The organism is Planktothrix tepida PCC 9214 (assembly GCF_900009145.1).
GTDB classification, from domain to species: Bacteria; Cyanobacteriota; Cyanobacteriia; order Cyanobacteriales; family Microcoleaceae; genus Planktothrix; species Planktothrix tepida.
Genome location: NZ_LN889813.1, coordinates 924,276 through 942,412, shown reverse-complemented (window position 1 = coordinate 942,412; position 18,137 = coordinate 924,276). Strand labels below are relative to the sequence as shown.

The following is an 18,137-nucleotide window of genomic DNA, read 5'->3' as shown; positions in this document are numbered from 1 at the left end:
TTCACTTCGTAGATGCTTCACTTCGTAGATGCTTCACTTCGTAGATGCTTCACTTCGTAGATGCTTCACTTCGTTCAGCATGACAGGGGGGTTAAGTTAACCGTTGTATCATTAACACTTTCAAACGATGAACTCGTATCAGTGAACAGTCAACCGTCAATCCTGTACTTTGTCAACGAATCCTCAAATTATTTCAAAGTGTGATCCAATTCAGTGTATGCTAGTAAGGGCGGGGTTTTTCCGCCCTATGTAAATTTTGGCTAAAATTTGATTCTTATTGTAAAGAACGTAACGCTTACTTGTTACATAGAATCTCAGGAAAAACGCAGTAGGGGCGGGGTCTTCCCGTCCAGTATTTCATGATCATTAACCCGCCCCATCCCTTGACGCGACACTGCAATCTTTTGTGCTTCGGTGCTGCGTTTACCTTCACTCGATAGAATCAAGACATGGATAACACGAGAGTCAATCACAACCAACAACAGAATCAACAAGAATATATGCACGGGAATATGGGCTACCCTTATGGCGGTCAACGCTGGTTAGTTGAAGAAAGAGATGCTTGCGGGGTGGGTTTTATTGCCAACCCATCTGGGGGTGCAAGTCATTCTATTATTCAAAAAGCGTTACCAGCCTTAACTTGTTTAGAACATCGGGGGGGCTGTAGTGCAGACCAAGACTCCGGGGATGGGGCGGGGATCATGACCGCTATTCCTTGGGAATTGTTCACGCCTTGGTTTGCAGAACGAAATATTGATATTTTGCAAGAGCCGGAATGTAAATTTGGGGTGGGGATGGTATTTTTACCCCAAGATAGTGATTTAGCAGCTAAAGCCCGTGAAATTATTGAAACTGACCTCAAACAAGAAGAATTAGTGGTGGTCGGTTGGCGGGAAGTTCCTGTCAAACCGGAAGTTTTGGGAGAACAAGCCAGAGAAAATCAACCCCGTATTGAACAGGTAATTGTCTATTCAGCGAAGGGTTACACGGGGGATGATTTAGATCGACAATTGTTTTTAGCTCGACGTTCCTCTGGGGTCGCCTTAGAAGCACAGGGATTAGTTTGGGGTGAGAATATTTATATTTGTTCTCTGTCTTGCCGTACCATTGTCTATAAAGGGATGGTGCGTTCAGCAGTCTTAGGAGAATTTTATTTAGACTTAACGAACCCTGCCTATAAAAGCAATTTTGCGGTTTACCATCGACGCTTCAGCACCAATACTATGCCCCGATGGCCCTTAGCTCAACCGATGCGACTGTTAGGGCATAATGGCGAAATTAATACCCTGTTAGGCAATATTAACTGGATGCGGGCACGGGAAGGGGTGTTATCCCATCCGGTTTGGGGCGATCGCTTAAAAACCTTAATTCCCTTTGTCGATGCTAAAAATAGTGATTCAGCTAATTTAGATAATGTGATGGAGTTGCTGGTGAGAACCGGGCGTTGTCCGTTGGAAGCGCTGATGATTATGGTTCCCGAAGCTTATAAAAACCAGCCAAACCTGAAAGATTTGCCCGAAATTACCGATTTCTATGAATATTACAGTGGTATTCAAGAACCTTGGGATGGGCCAGCATTATTAGTATTTAGTGATGGTAAACAAATTGGAGCTTGTTTAGACCGTAATGGGTTACGTCCGGCGCGGTATTGTATTACCAAAGATGGCGTGATTATGGTCGCCTCGGAAGCGGGGGTGGTGGATGTTCCTGAAGATCAAATTCAGGAAAAAGGCCGTTTAGGGCCAGGACAAATGATTGCGGTAGATTTAAGTACCCATGAAGTTCTCAAAAATTGGGAGATTAAACAACGGGTCGCCCATGAACATCCTTATCGGGACTGGTTACAACAATATCGTCACGACCTCGAACCCCAACCCTTTGCTGCGGAAAAACAATTAGAACCTAACGACCTCCTCCAACAGCAAACGGCTTTTGGCTATGGCGCGGAAGATTTAGATATCCAAATTGCGGATATGGCGAGTACCGGGAAGGAAGCAACCTTCTGTATGGGAGATGATATTCCCTTAGCGGTGCTGTCTGATAAATCCCATTTGTTATACAACTACTTTAAGCAACGATTCGCTCAGGTAACAAACCCGCCTATTGACCCGTTACGGGAACGGATTGTGATGTCGTTGTCAATGCGGTTAGGAAAACGGGGGAATTTGTTAGATGCGAAACCCGAAGATGCTCGACTGTTTAAAATTGACTCTCCCCTGCTGAACGAATCGGAATTAGAAGCTTTGCGTCAGTCTGATTTTCCCAGTACGACACTCTCAACCCTTTACGGGTTAGAAAGTGGGCCAAATGGTTGTGCGATCGCCTTAACTCGACTGTGTGAAAAAGCCGCAGAAGCAGTAGATCAAGGCAAAGAAATTATTATTCTGTCCGATAAAGGGTTAACGGCTGAACAAACCTATATTCCTCCGTTATTAGCAGCCGGGGCGGTACACCACTATTTAATTAAAACCGGGAAACGGTTAAACGCTTCAATTGTGGTGGAAACAGCCCAATGTTGGAATACCCATCATTTTGCTTGTTTAGTCGGTTATGGAGCGTCGGCGATTTGTCCCTATATGGCTTTGGAAACGGTACGCCATTGGTGGTCTACTCCCCTAATTCAGAGCAATATGGAAAGTGGGAAAATTCCCGCCATCACCATCGAACAAGCTCAGAAGAACTATCGCAAGGCGGTAGAAGATGGGTTACTCAAAATCCTATCCAAAATGGGAATCTCGCTGCTGTCATCCTATCAAGGAGCACAAATCTTTGAAGCCATTGGTATTGGAGAAGATTTACTAGAGGTTGGCTTCCGAGGTACGGTGTCTCGTGTGGGTGGGTTAACGATTTCTGAGTTAAGCCAAGAGGTGTATCAATTCCACGCTAAAGCCTTCCCCCTAGAAGCTAAAAAATTAGAAAACTTTGGGTTTGTTAATGCCATGAAGCGAGGTGAATATCACTTAAATAACCCCAAAATGACAAAATTACTCCATAAAGCTATTCGCTCTACGGAGGGAGATGGATTTGATTTATATGAAATTTATCGTCAATTTATGGAAAACCGCCCGGTAACGGCGTTACGGGATTTATTAGACTTTAATAGCGATCGCGATTCAATTCCTTTAGATGAGGTTGAACCCGTTGAAGACATTGTTAAACGCTTCTGTACCGGGGGGATGTCCTTGGGGGCTTTATCTCCAGAAGCCCATGAAGTGTTAGCCATTGCTATGAACCGCTTAGGGGGTAAATCCAACTCAGGGGAAGGAGGAGAAGACCCCGCCCGCTTCAAGATTTTTAACGATGTCGATGAAAATGGAATTTCCTTGAGTCGTCCTTATTTAAAAGGATTGCAAAATGGAGATAGTGCCAGTTCTGCCATTAAGCAGGTCGCATCGGGACGGTTTGGGGTGACACCGGAATATTTAATGAGTGCCCAGTCCATTGAGATTAAAATTGCTCAAGGGGCAAAACCCGGAGAAGGGGGACAGTTACCCGGTCAAAAAGTCAGCCCTTATATTGCCATGTTGCGGCGCTCGAAACCCGGAGTCACGTTAATTTCCCCTCCCCCTCACCATGATATTTATTCCATTGAGGACTTAGCCCAATTAATTTTTGATTTGCACCAAATTAACCCGAAAGCGACGGTTTCAGTAAAATTAGTGGCAGAAGTCGGAATTGGAACCATTGCAGCCGGGGTTGCTAAAGCCAACGCAGATTATATTCAAATTTCTGGTCACGATGGCGGGACGGGTGCGTCTCCCCTCTCCTCCATTAAACACGCGGGTGGCCCTTGGGAATTAGGGTTAACGGAAGTGCATCGGGTGTTAATGGGAAATAAACTCCGCGACCGGGTACGTTTGCGGGTTGATGGCGGTTTCAAAACCGGATGGGATGTGGTAATGGGGGCGTTAATGGGGGCTGAAGAGTTCGGCTTCGGAACCATTGCGATGATAGCGGAAGGCTGTGTAATGGCGCGTATTTGCCATACGAATAAATGTCCGGTGGGGGTAACGTCTCAACAGGAACGTCTGCGAGAGCGGTTCCCTGGAACTCCGGGTCATGTTGTTAACTTCTTCTATTTTGTCGCTGAAGAAGTGCGCCATATTTTAGCGGCGTTGGGATATCGGAAATTAGTCGATTTAGTCGGACGGTCTGACTTGTTGAAACGTCGGGATAACGTCAATGTTGCCAAAACTCAACACCTGAATTTAGAGGTCTTAACTCAACCTCCCGTTAGCAGCGATCGCAACTGGTTAAATCATGAACCCATCCATAGTAACGGCCCGGTTTTGGATGATGTGTTATTAGAAGATGTGGAAATTGCCACCGCTATTCAAAATCAAGGGACGGTGACAAAAACCGTGCGTTTGGTGAATACTGACCGAACAGTAGGAACCCGCATTGCAGGTAAAATTGCCTCGCTGTATGGCGATAAAGGCTTTGCAGGACAAATTAACCTTAACTTTACAGGTTCGGCGGGTCAAAGTTTTGGGGCGTTTAATTTACCGGGAATGAAGTTAACTCTAGCCGGGGAAGCCAATGATTATGTCGGGAAGGGAATGCACGGGGGAGAGATTATTATTAAACCTCCGGCGGCTGTCACTTATAACCCGTCTGAGAATGTGATTATCGGGAATACCTGTTTATATGGGGCGACGGGGGGAACGTTATACGCCTACGGAAAAGCTGGAGAACGGTTTGCGGTGCGGAACTCCTTGGGTAAAGCCGTTATTGAAGGCGCTGGCGACCACTGTTGTGAATATATGACAGGCGGTGTTGTGGTGGTGCTGGGTAAAGTCGGGCGGAATGTGGGTGCTGGACAAACGGGCGGTTTAGGCTATTTCCTCGATGAAGATGGGGAGTTTCCTGAAATGATTAACCCGGAAATTGTCAAAATTCAACGGGTGAGTACGCCGATGGGTGAACAGCAGTTAAAAGAGTTAATTGAACAGCACGCGGAACGCACGGGAAGCGAGAAGGCTAAGGCAATTCTGGCGAACTGGTCGGAGTATTTACCGAAGTTCTGGCAGGTTGTTCCTCCTTCGGAGAAAGATAGTCCTGAAGCGTCAGTTGCTGAATTGGCGGTTGCAATCTAATTCTTTATAATTGATCAGTAAGAAGAACAGGCAAAATGTCTGTTCTTCTTTAAGTACATTAGATGTAACTAAACCTCTATAACATCCATGTTGTCAAAACTGGAGATCAATATGCCAAAAATCCCAAAAATACTGCCAGAATCTGAGATTACACATGAACAAAGAGAAGCCGCAGAAGTAGAAATTCGGGAAAAGCAAAAAACCGTTGACTATGACACAAAAGAATATCCAGTGGAAGTGCTTGTCCAGAAATATAGAGATGGGCTAGATGAAGATATGAGTGAGTTGTATATACCAGATTATCAACGAGATATGATTTGGGAAGAAACTCGGCAGTCAAAGTTTATTGAATCTATTTTTCTCGGACTACCTATACCCTATATTTTTGTTGCTGATTTACGACCGAAACAAGAAGATGATGAGGAAGATTTAGCTCGGTTAGAAATTGTTGATGGAACCCAACGTATCCGTACTTTAGACAGATTTCTCAATGATGAGCTAAAGCTCTGTGGGCTAGAAAAGCTAAAGCAGCTTAACTACTTCAAATTCAGCGATTTGCCACTGGCAAGACAGAGACGTTTCAACCGTGCTACTATTCGCATGATTGTCCTGACTGAGAAAGCTGATGAAGAAACTCGACGGGATATGTTTGAACGCATCAATACGGGTAGTGTTCAACTCAATGATATGGAGAAGCGGAGAGGCATATCTCCTGGCCCATTTGTCAATCTTCTTGAAGAACTAGCCAAAGATCCCAAATTTATTAAACTATGCCCCATATCAGAAGCACTTGTCCGCAAACGCGAACCTGAAGAATTTGTCTTACGTTTCTTTGCTTATTTAAACAATTATCAGAATTTTGATAGACAGGTTAATGTATTTCTTAATGAATACCTAGAACAACATAATCATCGTGAAATTGACCAAGATGGTATGCGCTCCGAATTTCATAAAATGTTAGATTTTGTTGAAAAATACTTTCCCAATGGATTTAGTAAAGCAAAAGGCCATGTAAAAACACCCCGAATTCGATTTGAGGCAATTTCTGTAGGTGTTGCACTCGCCTTGAGGGAAAAACCTGCTCTTGAAATCAATTCAATCAATTGGCTTGAATCACCAGAATTCAAAGAATATACTACCTCAGATGCCAGTAACTCCAGACCTAAAGTAATTAAGCGCATTGAATATGTGCGTGATCAACTTTTAAGTTAACTATGCAAACAGTTGTTGAAGAGTTCCATACCCGTGTCCAAGAAGTAAATCAATATTTTGAATTTATAGAGGGGCTTATCCAAGAAACAACAAAATTAGCTGTGTTAGGAGATAATGGTGATCAAACAATTACAGCTATCGATTCTAACCTGGCAAAAACGCTCAAAGCTAATGCCTTTTTACTACTTTATAATCTTATTGAATCAACTATGCGTAATGCTATAGAAGCTATATTTAATGAAATAAGTAGTCAAAGAATTTCCTTTGATTTGGTGAGAATCGAGATCAAAAAAATAGTTATATATAACTTCAAAAAACGCTCACCTGATAATGTTCACTCTAGGCTCAGAGATATTTCTCTTGATATTATTACTGCTGGTTTCCAGAAAAGAGAATTATTTTCAGGGAATGTTGATCGAGATGAGATTACCAAAACAGCTAGAAAGTATGGATTCTCTTTTGATACTGACTACTCCAAAACCAAACATGGTGAACATTTATACGAGATAATGCAGAATCGGAACGATTTAGCACATGGCAATAAATCATTTGCAGAAATTGGGCAACAGACGAGTATTGAGGATTTGCTGAACGTGAAGGAAGAGGTAATAGAGTATCTCCAGCAAATATTACAAAACATTCAACAATATTTAGAAAATCAAGAATATTTAGATAGTTCTATACAATATCCTTAGTTTTCCTCGTGAATATGTTCTAAAATACTTCGAGCTATTACCATGCCTAACTTAACAGGAACAGCATTTCCAATTAATCGTCCTACTAGATCAATTGCCTGGGGTTTATCAGGTTGTACAAATTTATATTCTGGTGGAAAAGTCTGTAATAAAGCTGCTTCTCTCAGAGATATCGCTCTATCTTGTTCAGGATGACCAAAACGACCATTACCAAAACCAAAACACTGTGTAGTAATAGTTGGACTAGGTTTATCCCATTCCATTCTACCATATACTGCTGGATAGGTTTTACCGCTTGTTTTTAAGTGACATTCTGCAATTAATTCTTGAGGCCAATCTCGCCAAGTTCCTCCGGGTTTTGAAGCACGAATACGACGTAAATTCAGTTTAGAAAGTTTGCTACATCTATGCAGCCAATCTATTTTAGAAGTTTCACCAGCAGAAAGGGGTTCAAGGTGTCCAATAGTTTGTCTGACTGTTTGGTAATTGTTGGGGTTATATGTTGGTGGAATTAGGTTAATTTTTCCAAATTTTGAAGCAAGCAAGACTAATCGTTTTCGAGATTGAGGAATTCCATAATCTAAACAGTTAACCTCATAAGACTCAAAACAATAGTTCAACTGTTTCAACTGGGTGATAAACTCCTGAAAAACTGAATGACGTTTTAATAAAAGTACATTTTCCATTGAAATAATATCGGGTTCGCATTCTTCAATTAAACGAGCAAAATCCTGTAAAAGCTTCCACTTCAATTGTTGATCATTATAACGTCTTGAATAACTTGAAAATGGCTGACAGGGAGCGCATCCTGCTAATACTTTAATACGGCTTCCAGAGAAATATTCTGCTAAATCACAACCCTTTACATTTTCCACATCTTGCAATATAAATTTTGCTTTATTGTTATATTCATAAGGAAACTGACACGCAGGATCGATATCGTATCCAGCTTTGACTGGAAGACCTGCTTGCTCAAAACCATGAGTTAGTCCTCCAGCACCACAAAACAGATCCACTGTAGAGATGCTTCTACTCATTCACTTCCTCTTGTTCAGATATTAACCCAACGGGGTAGTCTAGCGTATTTGAATACGAACTACAAGACAGCGAGTTCGTAGATTATGTCTTAAATACAAGCCCACAGATAACCTTGAAGGCGACTTAACAGAACTAAACAAATATTAACACCAAACTTCATCTTGCTGTTTATGATATTTAGCTTTAGTTAAAATTTCTAATCTGACAAAAGGGCTAGAACAAAATTGTCGCTCTTTACTATCTAAAATTGATGTGGCTTTTAAGGATACTATATCAGTCCCCCTAGCAGCAGCGATTAAAACTCCAGAATCTAAATAAGTTAGAATAATTGTCATTGATTTTTACTTCTAATTTCATCTAACTCAGCTTCTATATCATCCAAATCTAATAATTTAATATTGGGATCTTTAATTATTTTCTGTCTAATTTCCCAAAGTTTTTTACCTAATTCTGTCTGAGGTTTGTAAACGATTTCAGTCGTTTCAGATAATTTTTCTTCTGGTTTTTCTGGGTCAATAGCATCTATAAAAGCTAAAACTTTTTCTTGATCTTCTAATTTTAATTTGTGCCATTTATTAAGTAGTAATTGTTCGTTCATTTTGTTTTATCCATCCAGATTTTTATGTCCCTAATACTGGGTGATTAAGTTTCCGCGAGGCATACAAAAGAGATGCTTTCAAATCATCTGCTTCGAGATCAGGCATTTCTTCCAATATATCTTCCGCACTGAGTCCAACCGCAAACAAGTCTAACACATCTGACACCCGAATTCTCATCCCTCGAATACAGGGACGACCACCACATTGCCTGGGATTAATTGTGATTCTTTCCAATAGGGTTGACATTCAAAACGGCTCCATAATCCCTTTACTCCAGTATGCACTTTTGTTTGCTGTTTAAATAATAAAACAATGTTCTTGTCGAGAAACAGGCAGGATGCCTGTTCCACTGTTGAATTAATTTTCATTAGTTAAATTAGAGTCTATTAGCTGTTGAAATTCCTCCAAGGAATTAACACTTATTGTTTGTAAATGGAGTTGCTTTAATACGATCATATCATCAATTTGCTTGAGGCTTTGAATTAAGCTTTCGGGTAAAGTTCCAAAGCGAATTTCCAGTAAATCAAAAATGCTTTGTTGAGAGGTTTCTTTTGCTCCAATTTCTTTACCTCTTGCTAAAGCACGTTTTTCAATATTAGTTAATAAAGGCATTTTCCTCTCCTCCTGATATTGGGTTAATTTTTCCTCAAAACTGAATTGTAATGCTTCCGGTAAAGCCATCATTAAATCGATAACTTTATATAAATCAGCAATTTCTTTGCGATTATAACCTTTTTCGTAAAGTAATCGGGTTAAATTCCATTTCCATTGCTCCCTTTCGGTTAAATTGCTAGTGGTAGCTTTAGTTTTTAAGTGTGCCATTACTACTATAGCAAAAAGATTGTGGCTTTGGGCTAAGTCTTCCCATTGATAATCTAAGAGTTTGACAATGCTAAATTTAATTTTAACTTCACTATCCCCTAAACCATATTGATAAGAATTCGGTCGCCAAGATTTACTTTCATCTCCCAGGATGGCTAAACTGATCACAGGTTTATGATACAGGTCAAACGCTCGATAGTTATAGATAAACATTCTTTGGGAAAATTCCTGATCATATTGGCTTTGGACTTCAACGTGAATCAAAATCCAAATTTGTTGCTCATCTAATAGCCAAACTTGAAATAATTTATCAGCATAACGTTTTTCGGTTTCCGCAGAGGCGGTAATTTGCTCTAGTTCTTTATCCAGAGAAATTGGAGGTTTATTCCAATCAATATGTTGATAAATTTCGGGATAAAAAAATGTTAGAAATGACTGGAAATAGTCTCCTATAGCTTCTTTCCAGGTTTCATCATAATTAGCGGTGATTTCAGTCATAATTACTAATTGTATTATTTAGATTTAAACCTTCCCTCTAAGCACTGGCATGAATTCCCCTTTCTTTTAACTTCTGCATGAAAAATTCTTCTAAAGTTAATCGAGATAAATTTAAACTCAATAGTTGAGCATTCATGTCTTTTAATACAACTAAAAACGCTTCTGGATCACCTTGTAACATTCCCTTAGAATATTCAGGACTTACGCAGCTACTCCACATATAATGTATTAGTGCGTTAAACTGCCACTAACACATCCTACTGATAGAGGCATTGCGTAAGTCCTGATATTGACGTATTTGCTTTAGAAGTGGGTTTTGGTGCGGGTTAAGGTGTAGGAGGTGTTTGAATAAATTCAGCCGTAGCAATTAACCCTTGTCCGTTACTATCATTAAAAACAATTTCATTTAAGGACGAATCAGATTGTAAATCAGTAATGGAGTTTCCACTATTCTGATAGAGGGTTGTGACTCCAGCAAACAAAGGATGATTGGGTTTACTCACAGGAATATTACCACTAATTCCGTTATAAGTTCCCTGATATTTGAGTCCAAAAGCAGCTAGGAACGTATTCCAATTGTTGGCTTCTGCTTGTGAACCGCCTTGACCTGTACCTGCACAGAGGTAAACCTTTCCTCCATTCTGAACGTATTCAATTAAGACCTGGTTATCGATCGGATCACCGCCGATAAAAATCCCGTCATATTGTTGAAGAGTTGCTAAGTTAACACTAATATTCATTCCCTTTGTCCAAGTATGACCTGCATTGGTCATTACTGTTGCTAGAGAGGCTCCAGTTAACCCGAAATTGTTGGAAAGGACATGGAATTTCCCGTTTTGATTACCTACAAAGTAATTGGCAATATTAAGAGCAAATTGAGTTCCATCAGGAGCAACATTGAGCCCGTGATCACTTAATGTCCATTCGTCTGCATTAATCACTATTTTACCGACAGTAGACAAAGCAGGTGTATAAGTTCCAGTGATGCTATGTATGCGAAGACCTGTAGGGCCATTAGAGTTATTCACTTTAAATTCGATGGTATTTTTACCAACGACAAATCCAGTCGAAATCTGAAATTGACTAACCGTTGTCCAAGACCCTAAAGGATTAGGATTACCAGCAGAAACCCCATTGATGAGAATATCTGTAACATTGTCATCGGCTGAAAGTTCACCAACAATTAAAGCTTCAGAAAAGATGGGTAGAGTAAAGGTTGTTTTATAGATATATTCTCCAACTGGCCCATTAGCAGAAGGACGATTGGGGCCAATCCATCGGGAAGTTGCGGTATTAGCAACCCAATTCTTTGCTAAAGAATTATCAGGACTGGTAACGGCGGGTGTTACTGTACCGGCCGGAAAACTTTCTAGTTGATAGTGAGGGTCTGGAAGGCTATCACCCAACAGGTTTCGATCCGGATCAACTCCTGTGTTATAAAGGTCTGTAATTTGTTGTTGATTGCTCATACTGGGTTTCCTCAATTTGAAACGCTAAGTTTCTTCTTTTCGGTTTCTGATTTTACCACGAGAAACGATTTTTTAGTCCTTAATTACTAGCATTGATATAAAAATGTAAAGAAAGTAAAATATCACGGGGTGGCAACGCCGTTAAAAACCAGATAAAATCAAGGACATAGTTTATATATCGCTTCAATTCTACTTCGGCACTTAAAATTTATTTATATTAAAAAATACTTCTTTCCCGTTCTATCATTTACAATTAAATTCCAAACTCTTTACAAATAGGAATTTCGATAATAAACTCCGAGCCTTCTCCTAACTGAGAATGACATAATAATCGCCCTTTATGACTATCTTCAATAATCTTTCGACTAATAGATAATCCTAGTCCTGTGCCTTTTCCGACAGGCTTTGTTGTAAATAAATAATCAAAGGCGCATTTTCGAGTCTCCTCCGACATTCCGGTTCCATTATCTTTAATTGAAATTGCAACAGCACGACTATTAGCAACTAAATAAGTCGAAATTATAATTTGATTGGGGCGTTGAAGTAACTCCTGATAGGATTTAGATTGACTCGATTCATTTAAAGCATCAATCGCATTATTAATTAAATTCATAAAGACTTGATTTAATTGCCCTGGATAACATTCAACCATCGGCATTTGTCCATATTTTTTAATGATTTTAATATCCGGGCGATAATCTGTGGCTTGTAATAAATGTTTTAAGATTAATAGGGTACTTTCTAAACCTTCATGAATATTAAAAGCAACTTGAACCTTGGTATCGCTACGCGAAAAAGTGCGTAAACTGGTACTAATATTAGAAATTCGATCTGTTCCTAATTTCATCGAAGAAATCAGTTTCGGAAGATCCTCAATTAAATAATCTAAATCTATAGAATCGGCATGATCAATTAAAGACTGATCCGGTTTAGGATAGTAGGTTTGATAGAGTCTTAAATGATTAATTAAATCATTAATATAAATACTCGCATGATTCAAATTTCCAGCAATAAAGTTAATGGGATTATTAATTTCATGAGCTACACCTGCAATCAAATGTCCTAAAGTTGACATTTTTTCACTTTGTACTAATTGCATCTGGGATTGTTTTAAATCTTCTAATGCTTGAGATAATTCAGCAGTTCGTTCTAAAACTCGTTGTTCTAATTCTTGATTTTTTTCTAATAATTGTTGTGTCAGAGAACGAATTTTTAAATGGATTTTAATTCGAGCAATGACTTCTTCGGATTGAAACGGTTTAGTAATATAATCGACAGCCCCAATGGATAAGCCATGAACTTTCTCCAACTTATCTGCCACGGCGGTCATAAAAATGATCGGAATATCATAGGTTTGGGGGTTATTTTTCAAGTGTTGACACGTTTCAAAACCATCAACCCCCGGCATCATTACATCTAATAAAATTAAATCAGGCTGCTCACTCTCCGCTATTTCAATCGCTTGCTTACTATGGGTTGCAATTAAAATTTTCCAGCCACAATTATCGATAAAACCCGACAATAAATTAAGGTTTGTTGGGCTATCATCAACAATTAATATAGTCGTTTCTCTAAATGAGTTGGAGTTCATATCGAGTGGAATCTATGTTTTATGGATCAATCAGGATTGTTCCAACAGAAAGACAATTTTTATCTCAACTCAACCCTAGTATCAATGTTAACGACCGTTGATTTACGGATAGATTTTGACGATTTCCAACAAGGAAGACAAAAGACACAATACTCCTCTATTAAAGATTTCCCTAGATTGTAGGGGGTTCAACTCATTTTATCAAAAAATGGGGGCAGGAAGTGACAATAGCCAAAAGTGAAAGGTTGGCAGTGGATGAATTGCGACCCTTAAAAACACATTTCACAAAATCTCTTTTAAGCTATAAGCACTTCTAAATTTGTTCTATCGGAAAAGAATCCGATATTCCGAAACCTCTTCCATATTAACAAATTGTCAGAAATTATAGGAATTCTAGTTCCAAATAATATTTTAAAATATTGAGAGGATGTCAAGCGGAGCCGTCACTATTTGACGTGATACCTATCACAAGGAATAGAAAATTAGCCGAAAAAAATACCCCATGATAAGCTGTTTATCACGGGGGAATCACTAAAATCTACTTCAAAGGAACTACTGTAATTTCAGAATTTGAGCCGTCAGACCCAGACTTTCTTCATAGAGAACATCCCGTCCCCAACGTTGTAACTGTTGCGCCATCAGAGACTCGGCTTTTTGATCCGTTGCAGCAATTACCTGTTCCGTCCGACAAGATTGAGCACTTCCTCCGGCTTCCATCCGCATACATCCGGTGGTTTCTGAACATAAAATCGTGCAGCAGTTAGCGTTAGGATTTCCCGATGTTAACCGTAATCCGACTAAATCCCCTGGAATTTCACCGTAATCTGCCGTTGGAATGGCTGCGAGTTCTGCCAGAATTTCTTTATCATTCGGCCCAATAAACCGAATATGTTTGATGTCATAATCCCCTTGTTGATCAATAAAGGAAACCGGTTTCCATTCTAAACGACTCGCAAACCACCCTAAAAACATTAAAGCTTGGGCGGCGTTGCCTTTTTCATAGTCAAGGGTGATATTATCAATTTCAACCAGGGAAGTTCTGCGTTCTGGGGGATCAAAAGCCGAGGCGGTTAATTCTTGCCAAGGCGAAAGTCGATGCCAATTTAAGTCCGCAATATAGGTTTCCTCTTCAATTAAATTCTGCATTTTTAATAATTCCGATTCAGGATCGCTAAAATAAGACGAATCCACAATCACACAATTGGAACAACTGGATAATTGTTTAAACAATTCCTGCTCAGGATTGGGTGTTGCTTTCCACCAAACAAATTTAGGTAAATCGGGAATCATTAACGATGAAACGATATTTCCCACCCGTTCTAAAGCGGCTTTTGTGCCTCGCAGGGTGATATATTCACAACATACTAACCCTTCTTCGTGTTTTTTCTGAATCGGGCAATAGGCAGAAACTTGAGCCGTTACTCCCGTATCTTCTCCCAAGGTCGGACAAAGGGTAATAATCCGACAAGGATTTTGGGCGGCGATGGTTTCACTAATACTAAATCCCCGTGCGTCCAGATTACTAATCGTTTGTTTTGAAGCCGGAAGTTTAGCAAATTCCTCCCGTAATTTTGTTAATGTATCGGGGTCAACTCGTCCGGTAATCGGTAGATCATATATTTTCTGGGCTTCCTTAATCGCATCGCGGGTTGCGGTTCCATGAATCCCATCAATACTGCCTGCATAGAACCCTAACGTCCCTAACAATTGTTGAAATTCTTCGGGTTCATAAACCACCATGCTAAATGTGGCTGCACGAGTGGCAATTGCGGTGGTTTTCCCATTTCCAATATTTTGACTGAGCCAAATACTACTTAATTCAGCTTCAATTTGGCTTAAGGAAATATCCTTCGGTTTTTGTAATGCAACAAGGGGTGTATTCATAACAGTTATCAGTTATCAGTTGTCAGTTATCAGTTAATAGTTATCAGTTATCAGTTAATAGTTAATAGTTATCAGGCAACAACTGCTAACTATTAACAGACGCGCCATGGCACATCTCTACACTGATCACTGATTTACAATCGACGCCAACGGCGACCATCTCGGTTAAGTAGCAGTTCCGATTCTACTGGCCCCCAAGTTCCGGCTTCATACAGGGGAACGGACTCAGCCGGAGCCGGAGCATCCCAGACTTCTAAGACCGGGGTGAGGACTTGCCAAGAGGCTTCGACTTCATCGCCGCGTGTAAACAGGGTTTGATCGGCTAACATACAGTCAATCAATAAACGGGCGTAGGCATCTGTATTCGGTTTACCAAAGGCGGTATCGTAGCGAAAATCCATATCAACGGAGCGAGTTCGCAATGAGTTTCCGGGGGTTTTCACTTCAAAGCGCATGGAAATTCCTTCATTGGGTTGAATTCTCAACACTAAAACATTCGGGTTAGCCTGTTTTGCGGCGGACTGGAACATTAAATAGGGAACTTCTTTAAACTGAATGGCGATTTCTGTGACTTTTTTCGGCATTCGTTTTCCGGTTCGTAGATAGAACGGTACTCCTTTCCAGCGCCAGTTATCAATATAAAATTTTAACGCAGCATACGTTGGGGTAGTGGAGTCGGGGGCTGCTCCTTCTTCTGAGCGATAGCCTGGAACTTGTTGGCCGTTCATCCAACCGGGGGTATATTGTCCGCGCACCGCAGAATATTCTAAATAATTAATATCAGCCAGATGGGTCGCTTGAACAACCTTGACTTTCTCATTGCGAACACTATCCGCGTCGAGGGAATTGGGAGGTTCCATAGCCGTTAGGGAAAATAACTGCATCAGGTGGTTTTGCACCATATCCCGCAGCGCCCCGGAGGTTTCATAATAACCTGCCCGTCCTTCTAAACCGACAGTTTCGGCAACGGTAATTTGGACGTGATCAACAAATTGACGGTTCCACAAAGGTTCAAAAATCGCATTAGCAAACCGAAATACCATTAAGTTTTGGACGGTTTCTTTTCCTAGATAATGGTCAATGCGATAGACTTGTTCTTCAGAACAAACTTGACGGACAACTCGGTTGAGCACCTGAGCCGAACCTAAATCTCGACCAAAGGGTTTTTCAATCACTAAACGCTGCTTTTTGGGGTCGGTGAGCATTTCCGCTCCCCCCAATTGTTGAATGGCTTCGGCGAAGAAACGAGGCGCGACAGATAAATAAAAGACTCGGTTTCCTCTGGTGCGACGGAGTTCATCGAGTTCACTTAAAAAGGCTTTCAGTTTTTGATAACTTTCGGGTTCATCCATATTCCCCGAACAATAAAAAATACCTTGGGAAAAGTCGTCCCACAACGCTTGGGAGTATAAACCGCCCCCAAATTCTTCAATTCCTTCACGCAAATGTTCGCGGAAAAAGTCGTGGCTCCACTCTCGACGAGCTACCCCAACAATTGTTAATTCGGGGGGCAATTTGCGCTCTAATTTCATTTGATAGAGGGCAGGAACTAATTTTCGTTGGGTTAAATCTCCCGATGCACCAAAAATTACTAAAATCTGGGGTTCGGGAATTCGATCTTGTTGCAGTCCTACCCGCAGGGGATTTTCAATAAGTGTAACCATTGAGATTCCTTTTGCGATCAATCAATTAATAATTTTTATTCAGGACTAATCAGGATTAGGGATCATAGATTTGACCACAGAGAGGCTTTAATAGCAGTTTCCCGATTGATAGGGTTTGACTTAGATTATAAATAATTTTTACAGATGATTGTCTTTTTCCCTTTAAAACTTTGGTTTAATTTAAGATTAGCACTTTGAAAATGGAGAAGGACAACCCCCAAGAAGCCTAGTTTTTGACCTCTTCTGGGATTGTCCTTTTTTAGAGAAATCCTAACACAACTGATTGTGAGAATTTATCGGGCGACGGTCGCCAGTCGTTCTACTTTGTCTTGGAGAGAAGCCATCAAGGAGTTAAAGGGTTGAATAAATTTATCAATCCCATCCGTTAGTAAGTCTTCCATGACTTGCTCTAAATTAATCTCAATATCGGGATCGTTGAGATTTTCAATCAAACGATAGGCATTGTCAACATTTGTTGTTACCCGGTTCGCTACATTACAATGATCAATACAAGCCTCAATAGTAGAGGGAGGTAAGGTATTAACGGTATCTGGCCCGATTAATTCATCCACATACATAACATCGGGATAATTCGGATTTTTCGTACTGGTACTTGCCCACAGTAACCGTTGAACTTTTGCTCCTTTTTCTGCTAAGGCTTGCCAGCGATCAGTTTTAATGATTTTAAGATATTCTTGATAAGCTATTTTAGCATTAGCGATCGCCACTTTTCCTTTAACCGCTTCTAATTTAGCCTTAACGTTGATATTGTTAATATTTCTAAGTTTGGCATCAATCATTTCATCAATTTTACTATCAATGCGACTTAAAAAGAAACTGGCAACGGAAGCAATTTTACTAATATCTTGACCTTGGGTAACACGGGCTTCTAATCCTTCAATATAAGCCCAAGCCGTATTAATATAGCTATCAACGGAAAATAATAAGGTAACATTAACATTAATTCCCTCACTAATCACCTGTTTAACCGCAGGTAAACCTTCCGCCGTCCCCGGAATTTTAATCATTAAATTTTCCCGTTCTATCGTTTTAGCATAGCGTCGGGCTTCCGTAATCGTTTTTTCTGTATCTAAGGCAATATTAGGGGGAACTTCAATACTAATAAACCCATCTAATCCTTGACTTTGTTCATACACCGGTTTAAAAATATCACAAGCTTTGCGAATATCATCAAAAATCAAGGATTCATAAATTTCTAATACCGATTTTCCGGCTTTAATGCCTTTTTCGATATCAGTATCATAAATGGCATTACCTTTAATCGCTTTTTCAAAAATAGCCGGATTTGAAGTTAAGCCTTGAATTCCTTGTTCTTCAATCATCCGTTTTAATTCACCGGATTCAATTAAATCTCGGTTTAAATTATCCATCCAAATACTTTGACCGAGATCTTCAATTTCTAAAAGGTGATTAACAGTCATAATAAAGTTCCTATCGGGGTGATCAACATCGATACCATCTCTATTTTAGGGCTGCAATATTAAAGTTAATAACCTCCCTTGGGGAGAGTTTTCTATTGATATCACCGACCTGATAAGTTCTATCTGA

Annotated in this window: 14 protein-coding genes; 3 read left to right on the top strand and 11 right to left on the bottom strand. The window is 40.1% G+C overall.

Going from position 1 to position 18,137, the window contains the following annotated elements; translation table 11 throughout:
- The first annotated feature begins 449 nt into the window (after positions 1-449).
- The 3 genes from gltB (at position 450) to PL9214_RS26675 (ending at position 7,003) form a co-directional block, all read left to right on the top strand.
- Positions 450-5,096, top strand: coding sequence for a glutamate synthase large subunit (gene gltB, locus PL9214_RS26685; RefSeq protein WP_072722299.1), 4,647 nt, complete (start codon positions 450-452; stop codon positions 5,094-5,096).
- A 111-nt stretch (positions 5,097-5,207) separates the two neighbouring features.
- On the top strand, positions 5,208-6,308 hold the full coding sequence (locus PL9214_RS26680; RefSeq protein WP_072722298.1) for a DUF262 domain-containing protein: 1,101 nt from the start codon (positions 5,208-5,210) through the stop codon (positions 6,306-6,308).
- A gap of 2 nt (positions 6,309-6,310) precedes the next feature.
- Positions 6,311-7,003 carry an MAE_28990/MAE_18760 family HEPN-like nuclease gene (locus PL9214_RS26675; protein WP_072722297.1) on the top strand — a complete coding sequence of 231 codons (693 nt, stop codon included), beginning with the start codon at positions 6,311-6,313 and terminating at the stop codon, positions 7,001-7,003.
- On the opposite strand, the gene PL9214_RS26670 is transcribed toward PL9214_RS26675, so the two are convergent.
- The 11 genes from PL9214_RS26670 to tal all read right to left on the bottom strand — a co-directional run bounded on the left by PL9214_RS26670 (position 7,000) and on the right by tal (position 18,010).
- A complete protein-coding gene (locus PL9214_RS26670) occupies positions 7,000-8,040 on the bottom strand; it encodes a DNA cytosine methyltransferase (RefSeq protein WP_072722296.1) in 1,041 nt (346 codons plus the stop codon). The two genes, PL9214_RS26675 and PL9214_RS26670, sit on opposite strands and share 4 nt — an antisense overlap.
- Before the next feature lie 144 nt (positions 8,041-8,184).
- The gene (locus PL9214_RS26665; protein WP_072722295.1) at positions 8,185-8,376 is read right to left on the bottom strand and encodes a hypothetical protein; all 192 of its coding nucleotides are present in this window, start codon (positions 8,374-8,376) and stop codon (positions 8,185-8,187) included.
- A complete protein-coding gene (locus PL9214_RS26660) occupies positions 8,373-8,639 on the bottom strand; it encodes a hypothetical protein (protein ID WP_072722294.1) in 267 nt (88 codons plus the stop codon). Before PL9214_RS26660 ends, PL9214_RS26665 begins: the two co-directional genes overlap by 4 nt.
- A gap of 22 nt (positions 8,640-8,661) precedes the next feature.
- On the bottom strand, positions 8,662-8,886 hold the full coding sequence (locus tag PL9214_RS26655) for a DUF433 domain-containing protein (RefSeq protein ID WP_072722293.1): 225 nt from the start codon (positions 8,884-8,886) through the stop codon (positions 8,662-8,664).
- Positions 8,887-8,997: 111 nt separating this feature from the next.
- Positions 8,998-9,960 carry an RpnC/YadD family protein gene (locus PL9214_RS26650; RefSeq protein ID WP_072722292.1) on the bottom strand — a complete coding sequence of 321 codons (963 nt, stop codon included), beginning with the start codon at positions 9,958-9,960 and terminating at the stop codon, positions 8,998-9,000.
- A gap of 37 nt (positions 9,961-9,997) precedes the next feature.
- Entirely contained in the window at positions 9,998-10,180 is a 183-nt protein-coding gene (locus PL9214_RS30885) for a hypothetical protein (protein ID WP_139295164.1), read from the bottom strand.
- Positions 10,181-10,286: 106 nt separating this feature from the next.
- Positions 10,287-11,429: a hypothetical protein gene (locus PL9214_RS26645; protein ID WP_072722291.1), complete on the bottom strand. Its 1,143-nt coding sequence runs from the start codon at positions 11,427-11,429 to the stop codon at positions 10,287-10,289.
- Positions 11,430-11,682: 253 nt separating this feature from the next.
- On the bottom strand, positions 11,683-13,020 hold the full coding sequence (locus PL9214_RS26640) for a hybrid sensor histidine kinase/response regulator (protein ID WP_072722290.1): 1,338 nt from the start codon (positions 13,018-13,020) through the stop codon (positions 11,683-11,685).
- Positions 13,021-13,572: 552 nt separating this feature from the next.
- Entirely contained in the window at positions 13,573-14,904 is a 1,332-nt protein-coding gene (gene opcA / locus PL9214_RS26635) for a glucose-6-phosphate dehydrogenase assembly protein OpcA (protein ID WP_072722289.1), read from the bottom strand.
- A gap of 134 nt (positions 14,905-15,038) precedes the next feature.
- Complete coding sequence (zwf, locus tag PL9214_RS26630; RefSeq protein WP_072722288.1) at positions 15,039-16,568, bottom strand: glucose-6-phosphate dehydrogenase; 1,530 nt, start codon at positions 16,566-16,568, stop codon at positions 15,039-15,041.
- 293 nt (positions 16,569-16,861) lie between these two features.
- Positions 16,862-18,010, bottom strand: coding sequence for a transaldolase (tal, locus tag PL9214_RS26625; RefSeq protein WP_072722287.1), 1,149 nt, complete (start codon positions 18,008-18,010; stop codon positions 16,862-16,864).
- Positions 18,011-18,137 lie beyond the last annotated feature (127 nt).